The 12912-nt window shown below is 59.3% G+C and carries 10 protein-coding genes, 2 tRNA genes and 1 pseudogene; 5 read left to right on the top strand and 8 right to left on the bottom strand.

Annotated elements, in window-relative coordinates:
- On the bottom strand, positions 1–130 hold a 130-nt coding region (locus V7080_RS16475; protein WP_334189479.1), incomplete at its 3' end, for an AIM24 family protein.
- A gap of 203 nt (positions 131–333) precedes the next feature.
- Here V7080_RS16475 and V7080_RS16470 point away from each other — a divergent pair.
- Positions 334–1385 (top strand): annotated as a pseudogene (locus tag V7080_RS16470) (DMT family transporter).
- Between the two features lie 15 nt (positions 1386–1400).
- Here the strand turns inward: V7080_RS16470 and V7080_RS16465 are convergent.
- Positions 1401–3845 (bottom strand): penicillin-binding protein 1A, encoded by a 2445-nt coding sequence (locus V7080_RS16465; RefSeq protein ID WP_334189476.1) that lies wholly within the window; start codon positions 3843–3845, stop codon positions 1401–1403.
- A gap of 37 nt (positions 3846–3882) precedes the next feature.
- A complete protein-coding gene (locus V7080_RS16460; protein WP_334189475.1) occupies positions 3883–4209 on the bottom strand; it encodes a 2Fe-2S iron-sulfur cluster-binding protein in 327 nt (108 codons plus the stop codon).
- Positions 4210–4514: 305 nt separating this feature from the next.
- Here V7080_RS16460 and V7080_RS16455 point away from each other — a divergent pair, with 305 nt between their 5' ends.
- From V7080_RS16455 to V7080_RS16445, 3 genes are read left to right on the top strand one after another with little or no spacing between them, the layout of a single operon-like run.
- Complete coding sequence (locus tag V7080_RS16455; protein ID WP_334189478.1) at positions 4515–5807, top strand: D-amino acid dehydrogenase; 1293 nt, start codon at positions 4515–4517, stop codon at positions 5805–5807.
- Positions 5800–6936: an NAD(P)/FAD-dependent oxidoreductase gene (locus tag V7080_RS16450; RefSeq protein ID WP_334189474.1), complete on the top strand. Its 1137-nt coding sequence runs from the start codon at positions 5800–5802 to the stop codon at positions 6934–6936. The genes V7080_RS16455 and V7080_RS16450 overlap by 8 nt, the downstream gene beginning before the upstream one ends.
- A gap of 25 nt (positions 6937–6961) precedes the next feature.
- Positions 6962–8488, top strand: a complete 1527-nt coding sequence (locus tag V7080_RS16445; protein ID WP_334189473.1) for an NAD(P)H-hydrate dehydratase — start codon at positions 6962–6964, stop codon at positions 8486–8488.
- Positions 8489–8602: 114 nt separating this feature from the next.
- Here the strand turns inward: V7080_RS16445 and V7080_RS16440 are convergent, their stop codons facing one another.
- Complete coding sequence (locus V7080_RS16440) at positions 8603–9289, bottom strand: ABC transporter ATP-binding protein (protein WP_334189472.1); 687 nt, start codon at positions 9287–9289, stop codon at positions 8603–8605.
- Positions 9290–9317: 28 nt separating this feature from the next.
- On the opposite strand from V7080_RS16440, the gene V7080_RS16435 reads away from it, so the two are divergent.
- On the top strand, positions 9318–9935 hold the full coding sequence (locus tag V7080_RS16435; RefSeq protein WP_334189477.1) for an arylesterase: 618 nt from the start codon (positions 9318–9320) through the stop codon (positions 9933–9935).
- 147 nt (positions 9936–10082) lie between these two features.
- Here V7080_RS16435 and V7080_RS16430 read toward each other — a convergent pair whose 3' ends face one another.
- From V7080_RS16430 to V7080_RS16415, 4 genes are all read right to left on the bottom strand, one after another.
- Positions 10083–12008 (bottom strand): SurA N-terminal domain-containing protein, encoded by a 1926-nt coding sequence (locus V7080_RS16430; protein ID WP_334189471.1) that lies wholly within the window; start codon positions 12006–12008, stop codon positions 10083–10085.
- 81 nt (positions 12009–12089) lie between these two features.
- Positions 12090–12166, bottom strand: a tRNA-Asp gene (locus V7080_RS16425).
- Positions 12167–12205: 39 nt separating this feature from the next.
- Positions 12206–12281: transfer RNA gene (locus V7080_RS16420), tRNA-Val, on the bottom strand.
- Between the two features lie 85 nt (positions 12282–12366).
- On the bottom strand, positions 12367–12639 hold the full coding sequence (locus V7080_RS16415; RefSeq protein ID WP_334189470.1) for an HU family DNA-binding protein: 273 nt from the start codon (positions 12637–12639) through the stop codon (positions 12367–12369).
- Between the last annotated feature and the right edge of the window lie 273 nt (positions 12640–12912).

Below are 12912 nucleotides of genomic sequence, written 5' to 3'. Positions count from 1 at the left end.
TCTCGATGCCGTCCTGCATGAACATCATCATTCCGGCCTCACCGACCGCCGCCTCACCCGGATCGAGTTCCACTTCGACGTACTGCATGTCCGCGCCAAAAATTTCATAGTCGATTTCGTCCATTGCCATGTCTAACCTTTCAAGGGATGAGTGAAAGAAAAGGAGTGCTGATCGTAGATGCTGTCTCGTTCATTGTCCATACCGTCGTCGCAACGCTGCGTCTAGGTCCTTTGCAGAGCACTGAACAGGGCACTGGACCGCATGAACCGAGTCGAACAAAGATTATCATTGACGGCACATGCCGGCCCGACCCATTCTGATTCGGATGAATCATGCACACAGGAATCATGTACGCGCTGCTTGCCGCCGCACTGTTCGGCGCAAGTACACCATTCGCCAAGATGCTGGTGGACGATACCGCTCCGGTCATGCTTGCCGGCTTGTTATACCTTGGCAGTGGTATCGGCCTGATGGGGTGGATGGGCTTGCGCCTGATGGCCCGAGGCAACCGCGCCGTTCACGGTCCCCGCCTGACTGCGAAAGACCTGCCGTGGTTCGGCGGTGCGGTCGCCGCCGGCGGTATCGCCGGCCCGGTCCTGCTGATGATGGGGCTCACGAATACGCCGGCATCATCGGCATCCCTGCTGCTGAATCTGGAGGGCGTCCTGACCGCGCTTCTGGCCTGGTTCGTTTTTCGGGAAAATGTCGACCGGCGGGTTGCGACGGGCATGGCGCCGATTGTCGCCGCCGGCTTGCTGCTGCGTGGAATGAGCGCCCCGTCGCCGGCCCGCCCTGGGGCGCAATGGCGATCGCAGCGGCCTGCTTGTGCTGGGCGGTTGATAACAACCTGACGCGCAAGGTATCGGCAGGCGACGCGGTGCAGATCGCTGGGATCAAGGGACTTGCAGCCGGGTCGGTCAACCTGGGAATCGCCTTCTCGCTTGGCTTCCCGCTGCCGGATATGGCGATCGTATTGCGCGCCGGTGCAATCGGCTTCTGCGGATACGGTTTAAGCCTAGTCCTGTTCGTGCTGGCACTGCGCAATTTGGGTACCGCCAGAACGGGCGCCTATTTTTCCGTCGCACCGTTCGTCGGCGCCGTTGTCTCGCTGGCGCTGCTGCAGGACACGCCCGGTCCGGCGTTCTGGATCGCCGGTACGCTGATGGCCGCAGGCATCTGGCTGCATCTCACGGAAACGCATTCACACCCGCACGCGCATGAAGACATGACGCACAACCATTCTCATCGCCACGATGCGCATCACCAGCACGATCATGATTTCCCATGGGCTGGGAAAGAACCGCATGTGCACCCGCATCGCCATGCGCCACTCGTGCATGCCCATCCGCATGTACCGGATATCCATCACCGGCATCGGCATTGATTCGTCGCTCGCGGATTACTCGAACAGGCGGCGAAAATAGTTGATGATGTCCTCAACTCTCCGTTTCTCGCGCTCATAGGTGCGCTGCCAGTCCCGCACGGTGTCCACCATCTGCTCGATCTGGTCGAGCAGCGACCCGCCCTCTTCCTTTCCCGGCTTGGGTGATGGTCCCGGCGGTGTCGGCGCCGAGGGAGCGGGTGGCGCATCGGATTTGTTCCCTCCGAACAAACGCTCGAACCAGTTAAGCGCGGATTCGACCACCGACGTTTGCGGCCGCTGGAAGACGATACCGGCATCGACCAGCCTGGCGCGCAGCGCCTGCTGGAAGAAGTCGCCGACCACCGGCAACGCGGTATTCGCACCTTGCCCCCAATGGTCGCTGCGCATGGTGACCCTGGCGTCGTTGAAACCTACCCAGGCACCGGCGACCAGTCGCGGATGCATCAGCACGAACCAGCCGTCGGTATTGTTCTGGGTCGTCCCTGTCTTGCCGGCGACATCGGCACGCAGACCGAAGCGCGTCTTGATCGCCTGCCCCGTACCTTGGTTGACCGCCCCGCGCAGCATGTCGATCAACTGGTCGGCGGTCTCCGGCGTCATCGCCCGCTTGCTTTCGGCGCCGAATTCGACAATCACCTTGCCATGCTTGTCCGCGATGCGCGTGACCAGCACCGGCGTGCGGTATGTGCCTCTCGTTGCGATGCTGCTGTAAGCAGCAACCATTTCCAGAGGCGTAACCGGGCTGGTACCGAGCGCCAGTGCCGGGACTTCCTCAAGCGTGCTTTGCCGGATCCCGGCCTTGCGCGCAAAGTCGGCCGCCTTGCCCGGCCCGACCTGCTGCATGACCTGCGCCGTAATGCTATTCCTCGAATACACCAGGCCATCCCGGACGCTCATCGGACGCCCCGTCGGCGCGGAGACATCGGTCGGTCGCCATACGCCGCCATCCGGCAGGGGTATCTCGACAGGCTGGTCCAGGAACTGCTTGCGGGGGGACATGCCTTCCTCAAGCGCGGCGCCGTACACAAACGGCTTGAAGGTCGACCCGGGCTGCCGTTTGGCCTGCGCCACATGATCATACTGATCGACATTGAAGTCCCGGCTGCCGACCCACGCCTTGACATGCGCGTTCAGCGGATCGATGGCGACCAGTCCGGCCTGCAGGCGGGTCTTTTCCGTGCGCAGCTTGGCCATGAATTCCTGATCGCCTTGCAGTCGCTCCAGTACGGCATCCGGCTCCTCGCCGGCCGCCACCGCGTTGCGATATGCACCCGTCTCGCGGATGAATGCATTGACCAGCGCTTCCTTCGTCTGCCAGAAATGGCTGAACGGTTGCACCTGCCTGCGCATGCCGATATAGGTGTTGGCGTTGGTGGACTCGAGCTGCCCCGAACGCCGCGCCCATTCGACGTCCGCCACTGCCTGCAGTGCCTCTGTCTGACGTTCCAGCGCCTTGTTGGCGGCGGCCTGCATGCGCGAGTCGATCGTCGTCGTGATGATCAATCCGTCGGAGTAAATGTTGAAATCGTTGCGGTCGGTCCAGTTGATGAGCCACTTGCGGATATGCTCGGCGAAATGCGGGGCTGGGCCCAGTGCTTCCGGCTGGCGCTCGAAATTCAGCACCATGGGCCGGCGCATCAGCGACTCGACGTTCGACTGCGCCAGCACCTCCCGCTTTGCCATTTGCGACAGCACGATGTTGCGTCGCTTGACTGCCCGCTCGGGGTTCAGTACCGGGTTGTAGTAGCTGGTGCCCTTGAGCATCCCGATCAGCGTCGCGCTTTCGAGAACGCTGAGCTTGTCGGCCGACTTGTCGAAATAGGTACGGGCCGCCATCTCGATGCCGAAAGCGTTGTACAGGAACGGCACCGTGTTGAGGTACGTAACCAGGATTTCCTTCTTGCTGTAGGCATACTCGATCTTCAGCGCGGTGATCACTTCCTTGAGCTTGCGGGTGATGGTGCGCTGCCGGCCGATCTCTTCGGGATACAGATTGCGGGCAAGTTGCTGCGTGATCGTTGAACCGCCCTGCGGATCGCCCAGCAGGGTTTTCACGATGCTGCTGGCGGTGCGCTTCAGGTCGACGCCGTGGTGTTCATAGAAGCGATGATCCTCGGTGGCGATCAGTGCGCTGATGACATGTGGCGACACCTTGTTCAGTTCCACCCACTCGCGGTTGACGCGCTTGAACACCGCCAGCCGCTTGCCGTCGGACGACATGATCACGCTGGGCTGCTCGACCTTGGCCTTCCGGATATCGGCAATGCTCGGCGTGAATGGAATCAGCACGATGGCGTACATGCACAGCAAGACGAAAAAGATCATGGCCAGGGAGGCGAGGCCCTTGAATGCAGAGCCTGCCTTCGCCTGCCATCCCAGTTCGGGATTCCGCAACGTCAGAAAGTAACCGGCGATGCGCCGGAATAAGCGGCGGAAAAATTCGATGAAACGTGTATGCATGAATGTCATGGAATGCGGCGACTGGACCGCCAGGTTCCTAGGATGGTGAATGGTTGCGCGGCTGGCCGGCGGCTGCCGCAAGCGGCACATCAATCACCAGGGGCGATAACGGATAGGCAACGCACGGCAGCATGTAGCCTTCCTTCTTTTCATCCGCGCTGACACCGGGCCACTCGATGCCGTATCGGATCTGCCCGCTGAGCACGCGGCAGAGACAGGTACGGCAAGTGCCATTGCGGCAAGAACTCGGCATGCGGATCCCGGCGCGTTCGGCGGAAATGAGCAGAGGCGTTGAACCATCAGCTGAAAATTGCAGCCCGCCCGGCTGGATGTCCACGAAGAACGATTCACTGGTTTTCTTCACAACAGATCCCTTTCAACTTCGACATTGTGCCGCAATTTTTTGCTCAATTATTGTTATTCCGCACCGACACTCGCACATCCGGATCCTGCGCTCAACGTATAATCTTGCGGCACGGCCACGCCTCATGCGGCTCGTCGCAGGCCCGGCATTACCCATAGGCATTGTCATCACATTCACTTCCCTCACGCAGGTTTATCTCATGCCGCCCTCGATGCTTTCAAAGCTGAATTCCGCCAGTGTGATGTTGTTGCACACAGCACCATCCATGGCGACATCGGCAATGTGCCCGCGCCGCATGATACTGGATCGTCGCAGCATCTCCCTCTCAACGGATTGATCAAGTGACACAGGCAAAGCAAATCGTGGTGATCGGCGGCGGCGTGGTCGGCGTGTGTACCGCCTATCATCTTGCCGCGGCCGGACATGAAGTGGTCGTCGTCGAACGGCACCACAATGTCGCCCAGGAGGCAAGCTACGCCAATGGCGGCGTGATCGCTCCCGGGTATGCGATGCCATGGGCCGCGCCGGGCATGCCGAAGAAGATTCTTTCCTACCTCTTCAAATCCGAAGCACCCGTCCTGCTCAAGCCGACCCTGGACCGTGCGCTCTGGCGCTGGGTGCGCCAATGGATGGCCGAGTGCGACATCGACCGGTACCGCATTAATAAGGAGCGCATGCAACGTGTCGCGTTCTACAGCCGCGATGTCCTCAAGCAAATGCGCGAGCAATTCCAGATCGATTACGAACAGACACAGGGAGTACTTCAACTCTTTCGCTCCCAGCACGACATGAAACTGGCGGAACCGGCATGTGCGATGCTGGAGGAAGCCGGCGTGCCGCACCAGGTGGTCGACGCGGAAGGCGCGCTCGCCATCGAGCCGTCGCTGCATGAGCAGACGGCATTGAGCGGCGGCCTGTACCTGCCGCAGGATGAATCCGGTAACTGCCCGTTATTCACCAAGCGACTGAAGTACATCGCGCACTCGATCGGCGTCCATTTCCACTTCACCAGCAGCGTGCACTCGATCCAGCCTGAGGGCGGCCGGGTTGCGTTGCGCATCGACGACCAGATTTTTTCAGCCGATGCGGTGGTCGTCGCCGCCGGCATCGACAGCGCCCGGTTGCTGAAGCCGCTCGGGATACAGATTCCCTTGTATCCGGTAAAGGGATATTCGGCAACGGCATCGATCAAGAATTTTGATCGGGCGCCGCGCGCCTCGGTGGTCGACGAATCGTACAAGGTCGGCATCACCCGCATGGGCAACCGCATTCGTGTCGCCGGCACGGCCGAGCTGGGATCGCGAAATGTCGAGTTGCACCAGGCCGCCATCCGTACCCTGGTGAAGGTCGGGGACGACTGGTTTCCCGACGCGGCGAACTACAACACCTCGACATTCTGGTGCGGCATCCGCCCCATGCTGCCGGACGGCCCGCCATTGCTGGGCGCAACCCCCGTACGCAACATCTACGTGAACATCGGCCACGGCTCGACGGGATGGGCCATGGCCGCCGGCTCCGGCAAGGTCGTCGCCGACATCATTTCCGGGCGAGCCCCGGAAATCGATATGGATGGCCTGACCTTGTCACGCTATGGATAGCATCGACTGCATCGTCATCGGCGCCGGCGTAGTCGGCCTCGCCGTGGCACGCGCACTCGCCCAAGCAGGACGCGAGGTGGCGGTTGTCGAATCGCAGAAGGCGATCGGCATGGAAACCAGTTCGCGCAACAGCGAAGTCATTCATGCAGGCCTTTATTATCCGACCGGAAGCCTGAAAGCGAGGCTCTGCGTCCAGGGCCGCGATGCGCTCTATGCATATTGCATGGAACGCGGCATCGGACACCGGCGTTGCGGGAAACTCGTGGTGGCGACATCACCTGAACAGCTTGGCAAACTGAACGCGATTCTCACCCAGGCGCATGCCAACGGCTGTAGCGAGGTCACCGCGATCAGCGCCGAGGCGGCACGTAATCTGGAACCGGCCCTGTCGTGCGTGGCAGCCCTGCATTCGCCGAATACCGGCATCATCGACAGCCATGCCTACATGCTGTCCTTGCAGGCAGATGCCGAAAGCGCCGGTACCGCAATCGCATTCGACAGCCGGATCTCCAGAGGACGCCATGCGCACGGCGGCATCCTGCTGGAGGTCATATCGGGGGATGGCGACCTGATCGAACTGCAGGCGGATACTGTCGTGAACTGCTCCGGCCTTTGGGCGCCACGCATCGCTGCCATGATCGATGGCCTCGACGCCGCCACGATCCCGACGGCGTACTTTGCGAAAGGGAGTTACTTCGCGCTGGGGTGCAAGGCGCCGTTCTCGCACCTGATCTATCCCATCCCTGAAGCCGGCGGTCTCGGCGTGCATCTCACCCTTGACCTCGGCGGTCAGGCGCGTTTCGGCCCTGACATCCAATGGCTGGACGACACCGACATTGCCGCCATCGATTACCGTGTCGATCCGTCGCATGCCGCCGCATTCTATGGCGAGATTCGCGCCTACTGGCCGGATCTGCCGGATGGTTCGCTGCAGCCTGCCTATGCGGGCGTCAGGCCGAAAATCAGCCCGCCGGACACACCAGCGGCGGACTTTCTGTTTGCATCCCATGGCAGCCCGCATTATCTGGGACTGTACGGCATCGAGTCGCCCGGTCTGACTGCATCGCTGGCCATTGCCGATCATGCCGCGTCCCTGCTTGGCATACTGCCGGATAAGCATAGAATCTGAGTTTTCCGCCTCGACAGCGCACACCATGCCTGATCCCTCATTGCTGTACGACCAGACCACCATTCGCAGCATCGAACGCGCGGCGCTTGCCGCACATCCGCCGGGAACGCTCATGCAACGCGCCGGCGCAGCGAGCGCGGAAATGGCCTTGCGGCTCATTCGGGAGGCCAATTCCAGCGATCCTGTACTCATCCTTGCGGGACCGGGCAACAATGGCGGCGATGCGCTGGTGGCCGCAGCCTGCCTTCTGCGTGCCGGTGTGCCGGTCCTTGTACTCCTGCAGGCCGATCCGGCGAAGCAACCTGTCGATGCACATCAGGCATTGCAGCATGCGCGGAGTAACGGCGTCGACATGCTGGGCATCGATCGCTGGCAGGAGTGCCTGGGCCGACGCTGGAGTCTGATCATCGATGGCTTGTTCGGTATCGGTCTCACCCGGCCGATCGACGGTGCCACCGCTGCCTTGATCCATGCGTTGAATGACGTTGATTGTCCTTTGCTGGCGTTGGATGTACCGAGCGGCCTGGACGCGGATACCGGCAACATCGTCGGCCCTCATGGCGTCGCGGTGCGCGCAAGCCATACGATTACGTTCATCGGCAATAAACCCGGTCTGCATACCGCCGATGGGGCCGACCACGCCGGCCAAGTCGAGGTTGCACCTCTCGACCTGGACGACAGTTTTTTTCCGGGCGCAACAATCAGCCTGAACGGGCTATCGCATTTCTCGCATTGTCTCCGCCCGCGCAAACGCAACTCGCACAAGGGCAGCTTCGGAGACCTCACCATCGTCGGAGGTGCGCATGGAATGGCCGGCGCGGCGATACTCGCTGCGCGTGCTGGTGCGAAAGCCGGCGCAGGCCGCGTGTTTGCCGCTTTTCTGGACACGCCGCCAGCCTACGACGCCCTCCAGCCGGAGTTGATGTGCAGGCCGGCACAGCTGCATGCATTCAGCAATGGTGTGCTGGTCGCGGGCCCGGGCCTCGGTACAAAGGACGATGCCGCCGATGTGCTTGCGCGCGTATTGAAGACCACCCTGCCCCTGGTCCTGGATGCCGATGCATTGAACCTGCTGGCATCGGACGCGACCTTGCGGCAATTGCTGGTCGCACGAAGCGCCCCTGCGGTAATGACCCCGCATCCGCTCGAAGCGGCTCGACTGCTGTCAACCGGCAGCACGAACATTCAGGCGGACCGAATCTCCGCCGCACGCCGACTGGCCGCATCATTCAACAGCATTGTTGCATTGAAAGGCGCCGGCAGCGTGCTGGCGCGCCAGGATGGCCTTGCCGTGATCAATACGACCGGCAATCCCGGGCTTGCGACCGCAGGAACGGGTGATGTACTCGCCGGGATATGCGGCGCTCTGCTTGCGCAAGGCTGGCCGGCATGGGAGGCAGCGCTCGCCTCGGTCTGGTTGCATGGACGAGCGGCGGACGTACTGGTACAGCGTGGCATCGGGCCGGTCGGGCTTACTGCAAGTGAATTGATTCCGGAAGTCCGGCAATTGATGAATGATCTGACGGCGCAGCCCGCGAATAGAGCCTGCTAGGAGGCATTTCGTCTTTCCCGACGCCGCTTGCTCCCGATCGGGGTGGCCGGAGAAGGGGAATGAAAAACATCGCCTGAAAATTGGCGAAATGCGTGCCGGACTATTTCGGTCCGGTTAGACGAGACGGCCGGCGGTGATCGTGATGGTTCGCTTGCAGCGTGCGGCAATCGCGAGATCGTGCGTGACCAGCACCAATGTCGAGCGACGTTCCTGGTTCAGCTCGAACATCAACTGGATGACAGATTCGCCGGTGGCGGCATCGAGGCTGCCTGTCGGCTCATCTGCAAACAGCAATGGCGGTTCGGTCACGAATGCGCGCGCCAGCGCAACGCGTTGCTGCTCCCCGCCGGAAAGGTACTTCGGATAGTGCTTGAGACGGGTCGATAGCCCTACCCTGCCCAGCATTTTCTCCGCTTTTTCCCGCGCATCACCGTCCCGCCGCAGTTCGAGCGGAAGCATCACGTTCTCCAGGGCATTCAGGTGGGTCAGCAACTGAAAGGACTGGAATACGAATCCCAGCTTGGCCTGGCGCAACCCGGCCCGGCCATCTTCGTCCAGCGCAAAAATATCGGCGCCATCCAGCTTGACGGTGCCGCTGGTCGGCGTATCCAGGCCGGCAAGTAGGCCGAGCAACGTGGATTTCCCCGAACCCGATGCACCGACGATCGCCAGCGTCTCGCCGGGTCGCACTGTAAAATCAATGTCATTCAGGATAGTGAGCTCGCCGGTCGCATCGGCAACACGCTTGGTGAGTTTGCTGACTTCAATCGCATTGGATACAACTGTGGAAGGATCTCGCATGCGGGACGGTAAGAAATTTGGAGAAGTGATGAATTTGTTTCGAACGGCGGTATTGCTTGCGTTCGCCCTAATTGCGTCGAGCGCCTATTCTGCATCAAAAACAGTGCTTGTGCTTGGAGACAGCCTGTCCGCAGAGTATGGATTGGCCCGCGGCAGCGGATGGGTGGCATTGCTGGAGAAAAACCTCCAGGCGGAAAAATTGGATGCACGCATTGTGAATGCCAGCATCAGCGGGGAAACAACCAGCGGCGGGCGTTCGCGCCTGCCCGCATTGCTGGAGCAGCATAAGCCGGATGTTGTGGTGATCGAGTTGGGTGGAAATGACGCGCTAAGAGGATTGGCGTTGAATGCGACCGAGGACAATCTCGCCACGATGATTACCGCATCCCAAAAAGCCAGGGCAAGGGTATTGTTGGTCGGCATGCAAATTCCGCCGAACTACGGGCGTGACTATGCGCAGAAATTCGCCGCCATTTATGCCAGGCTTGCGAAAGAGAAGAAAACGGATCTGGTTCCGTTTCTTCTTGAAGAGGTCGCCGAGCAGCCGCAGCTTTTTCAGGGTGACCGTATTCATCCCACGGCCGAAGCGCAGCCCTTGATACTGAAAAATGTCTGGCCGCATCTCAAGCCAATGCTGGCGAAATAAGGTGCGAAATATAGCACTATTAAAATAAAATCGGCCCTTCGCTTTATAGCCGAAGGACCGGTTTTAATTCGTGCCAGTTGCATGTTGCAAGCCGACAGCGACAGCTGTTTCATCCTGCGCTAGGCGGATGAGCGAATCACGCCGCGCTTACTCGTTGCCAGGCTGATTGGCATCCTTCTTCGCACCGCCGTTTACGACCTCAACCTTTGCCTTGGCTTTCAGCGACTCGACATAGGCAAGCATTTCCTGCTGCGCAAGGGCGTTGGCAAGTTGCTGCTGCTCCGCCTGGCGGCGGCCAGTGTCCGTATTGGCAGGTTGAGTAACCTTGTTGATGCGGTAAATTCCATACCCTTGGTTCGGGAAGTCGACACCAACGTACGCAGGCAATTTTCCTGTGTCCGCTTTCATGACCGCTGCCAGAGCAGGACCAGGAATGCCTTCCGCTTTCGTCCGGGAGACGACCTTCGGGGCACTGAAGCCTGCGGCATCCGGCTTCGCTTTCACCTCGGCCAGCTTCGCCTTGCCTTCCTGCTCAGCCAGCTTGGCGGCCTCAATGCTGGTCACGCGTTCACGGACGACAGCCTGCACTTCTTCAAACGGACGTTTTGTGACCGGCTTGTACTCAACGACCCGTCCGGCGACCAATGTATTCGGCGCAACTTCGACCGCCTCGGTATTGCGCTTGTTCTTCAGCGTTTCATCGGAAAAGAGCGATGACAAGAACTTCGGGTTGTTGTAAGGCGCGTTTGCCGCATTCGGCGCAGGACTGCGGGTAATACCAGATGCCGTCTCAATTTTCAGGCTGAGCTTGTCAGCCACCGGCTTCAGGCTCTCCGATTGCTCGTACACCATATTGCTGAAAGTCTCTGCCGATTCCGTGTACTTTTTCGCCGCAAGCTGCTTTTTGATCTCGGCTGCGATTTCGCCCTTCACTTCCTCCAGCGGCTGGACCGAAGCCGCTTTCACGTCTGTCAATTGAATGATGTGAAAACCAAAGTCTGATTGAACAAGGCCACTGATGTCGCCCTTCTTCATCTGGAAGACCGTGTCTTCAAATGGTTTGACCATCATGCCCTTGCCGAAGAAGTCCAGATCGCCTCCCCGCTCTGCCGAGCCGGGATCCTGGGAATTTTCCTTTGCAATCTTCGCGAACTCGGCAGGATTTTTCTTCACCTGCTCCAGCAACTTCTCTGCCTTAGCCTTGACTGCCGCCTTGTCCGCATCCGATGCGTCCTTCTTCACCGTAAGCAGGATATGGCTGGCACGGCGCTGTTCATCCACGGTGTAGCGCTTGGTGTTTTGATCGTAATACGATTTGACGTCCGCATCGCTCACGGTGATCTGGGAAGCCAATGCCGCACTATCCAGAACCACATACTCGATCCGGGCTTGCTCAGGAATCTGGAACTGCGAAGCATTCTTTTCGTAGTATTCCTTCAGCATCTCATCCGTGACTTTCACCTTCGATGCGTAGTCGGTCGGCTTGAACAGCATTTCCTGGATTTCGCGCTGCTGATCATTCAGATCCGACAGTTTCGACGCAACCGTCTTCGGTGCGAATGCAGTGGATTGGATTGCATCGTTGATCTGTTGCAAGGCAAGGTCCTGCCGCAAGCGCGCCTCATACGATGCCGGGGTCATGCCTTGCATGGCAAGCAGCGATTTGTACTGCTCGCCGTCGAACTTGCCTTCTGGCGTAGTAAGTCCCGGAATGGAAAGTATGTTCTGCTGCAATACTTGGTCGGGCACCGTCAGATTCTTATTGGCGGCTTCGGCGGCGATGACGCGTCGTGCGATCAAGGTATCGAGAACGTTCTGCCGCGCCTCCGGCGTATCAAACATTTTCGGGTCGAACTGCGGGCCGAACATCTGGCGGAACCGATCCATCTGCTCCCGCTGCGCGGCATCAAGTTCTTCTTTGGTGATGTTTTGTCCCGCAACCTTGGCAACGACATTTTCGCTGCCACGGGAATTGGTATAGCTCTCGAGGCCGAAAAAAGCGAACGACGGAATGATGAACAGCAGCAGAATGAACTGCATCAAACGACGATGGGAGCGAATAAAATCAAACATGGTCAGCCAATCACAGACGAATCGCGATATGTGTATCGCATATGAAAAAAGGCGAACTCGCGTTCGCCTTTTTTTGGTTATTGGCGGAGTGGACGGGACTCGAACCCGCGACCCCCGGCGTGACAGGCCGGTATTCTAACCGACTGAACTACCACTCCTAAACTACTTATTCTTGCTGCATGCTGCTTGACCGCTTTTGGTGGGTGCTGAGAGGCTCGAACTCCCGACCTACGCCTTGTAAGGGCGCCGCTCTACCAACTGAGCTAAGCACCCGGATCCACACTTAGCTGTCAAACATATGACGTTTGTCACCACGTCATGAAGACCGCAATTCTACAACATCTTTCGCGGACGTGCACTAGTTAACTGCGTCCTTTAATCCTTTGCCGGGACGGAATTTCGGAACCTTGGCCGCCTTGATCTTGATCGCGTCACCGGTACGCGGATTTCGCCCGGTACGAGCGGCGCGCTTGCCGACGGAGAATGTACCGAAACCAACCAAGGTTACAGTGCCATTCTTTTTCAGCGTGGTTTTTACTGCGCCAATCATTGCATCCAATGCGCGGGTAGAAGCCGCCTTGGAGATGTCCGCAGACTTTGCAATATGATCGATCAATTCGGTTTTATTCACTCGTGTCCCCTCGGAATAGAAAAATACCTTGATGGCGCTGTTTGCTTTTTATGCTGTTGTATCGCGCCATTTCTTGTCGCAGAGAAATCTGCAGCACGTATTAAACAAGCCATGAACGCCCGTGTCAAGCGAAGGCGCAGGGGGTTGATGCCTCATATGACCGTCGGCTCGACTGATCCTGAATCGAAGCGCCAAACAAAAAGGCGATCCTAAGATCGCCTTTCAGACTGCTGACGAACCCCGTCTTTTTTCGAAGGCGGGGTTTTTTATTGC

Origin of the sequence: Noviherbaspirillum sp., assembly GCF_036846085.1 — a bacterium.
Taxonomy (GTDB): domain Bacteria; phylum Pseudomonadota; class Gammaproteobacteria; order Burkholderiales; family Burkholderiaceae_D; genus Noviherbaspirillum.
The sequence above is the reverse complement of the archived record's forward strand: the minus strand, read 5'-3'. Positions and strand labels throughout refer to the sequence as shown.

What these genes read in the sequence shown, in the direction of transcription:
- V7080_RS16465 (WP_334189476.1), bottom strand. Translation starts at nt 3,845, where the DNA reads ATGCATACACGTTTCATCGAATTTTTCCGCCGCTTATTCCGGCGCATC.
- V7080_RS16450 (WP_334189474.1), top strand. Translation starts at nt 5,800, where the DNA reads ATGGATAGCATCGACTGCATCGTCATCGGCGCCGGCGTAGTCGGCCTC.
- V7080_RS16445 (WP_334189473.1), top strand. Translation starts at nt 6,962, where the DNA reads ATGCCTGATCCCTCATTGCTGTACGACCAGACCACCATTCGCAGCATC.
- V7080_RS16440 (WP_334189472.1), bottom strand. Translation starts at nt 9,289, where the DNA reads ATGCGAGATCCTTCCACAGTTGTATCCAATGCGATTGAAGTCAGCAAA.
- V7080_RS16435 (WP_334189477.1), top strand. Translation starts at nt 9,318, where the DNA reads ATGAATTTGTTTCGAACGGCGGTATTGCTTGCGTTCGCCCTAATTGCG.
- V7080_RS16430 (WP_334189471.1), bottom strand. Translation starts at nt 12,008, where the DNA reads ATGTTTGATTTTATTCGCTCCCATCGTCGTTTGATGCAGTTCATTCTG.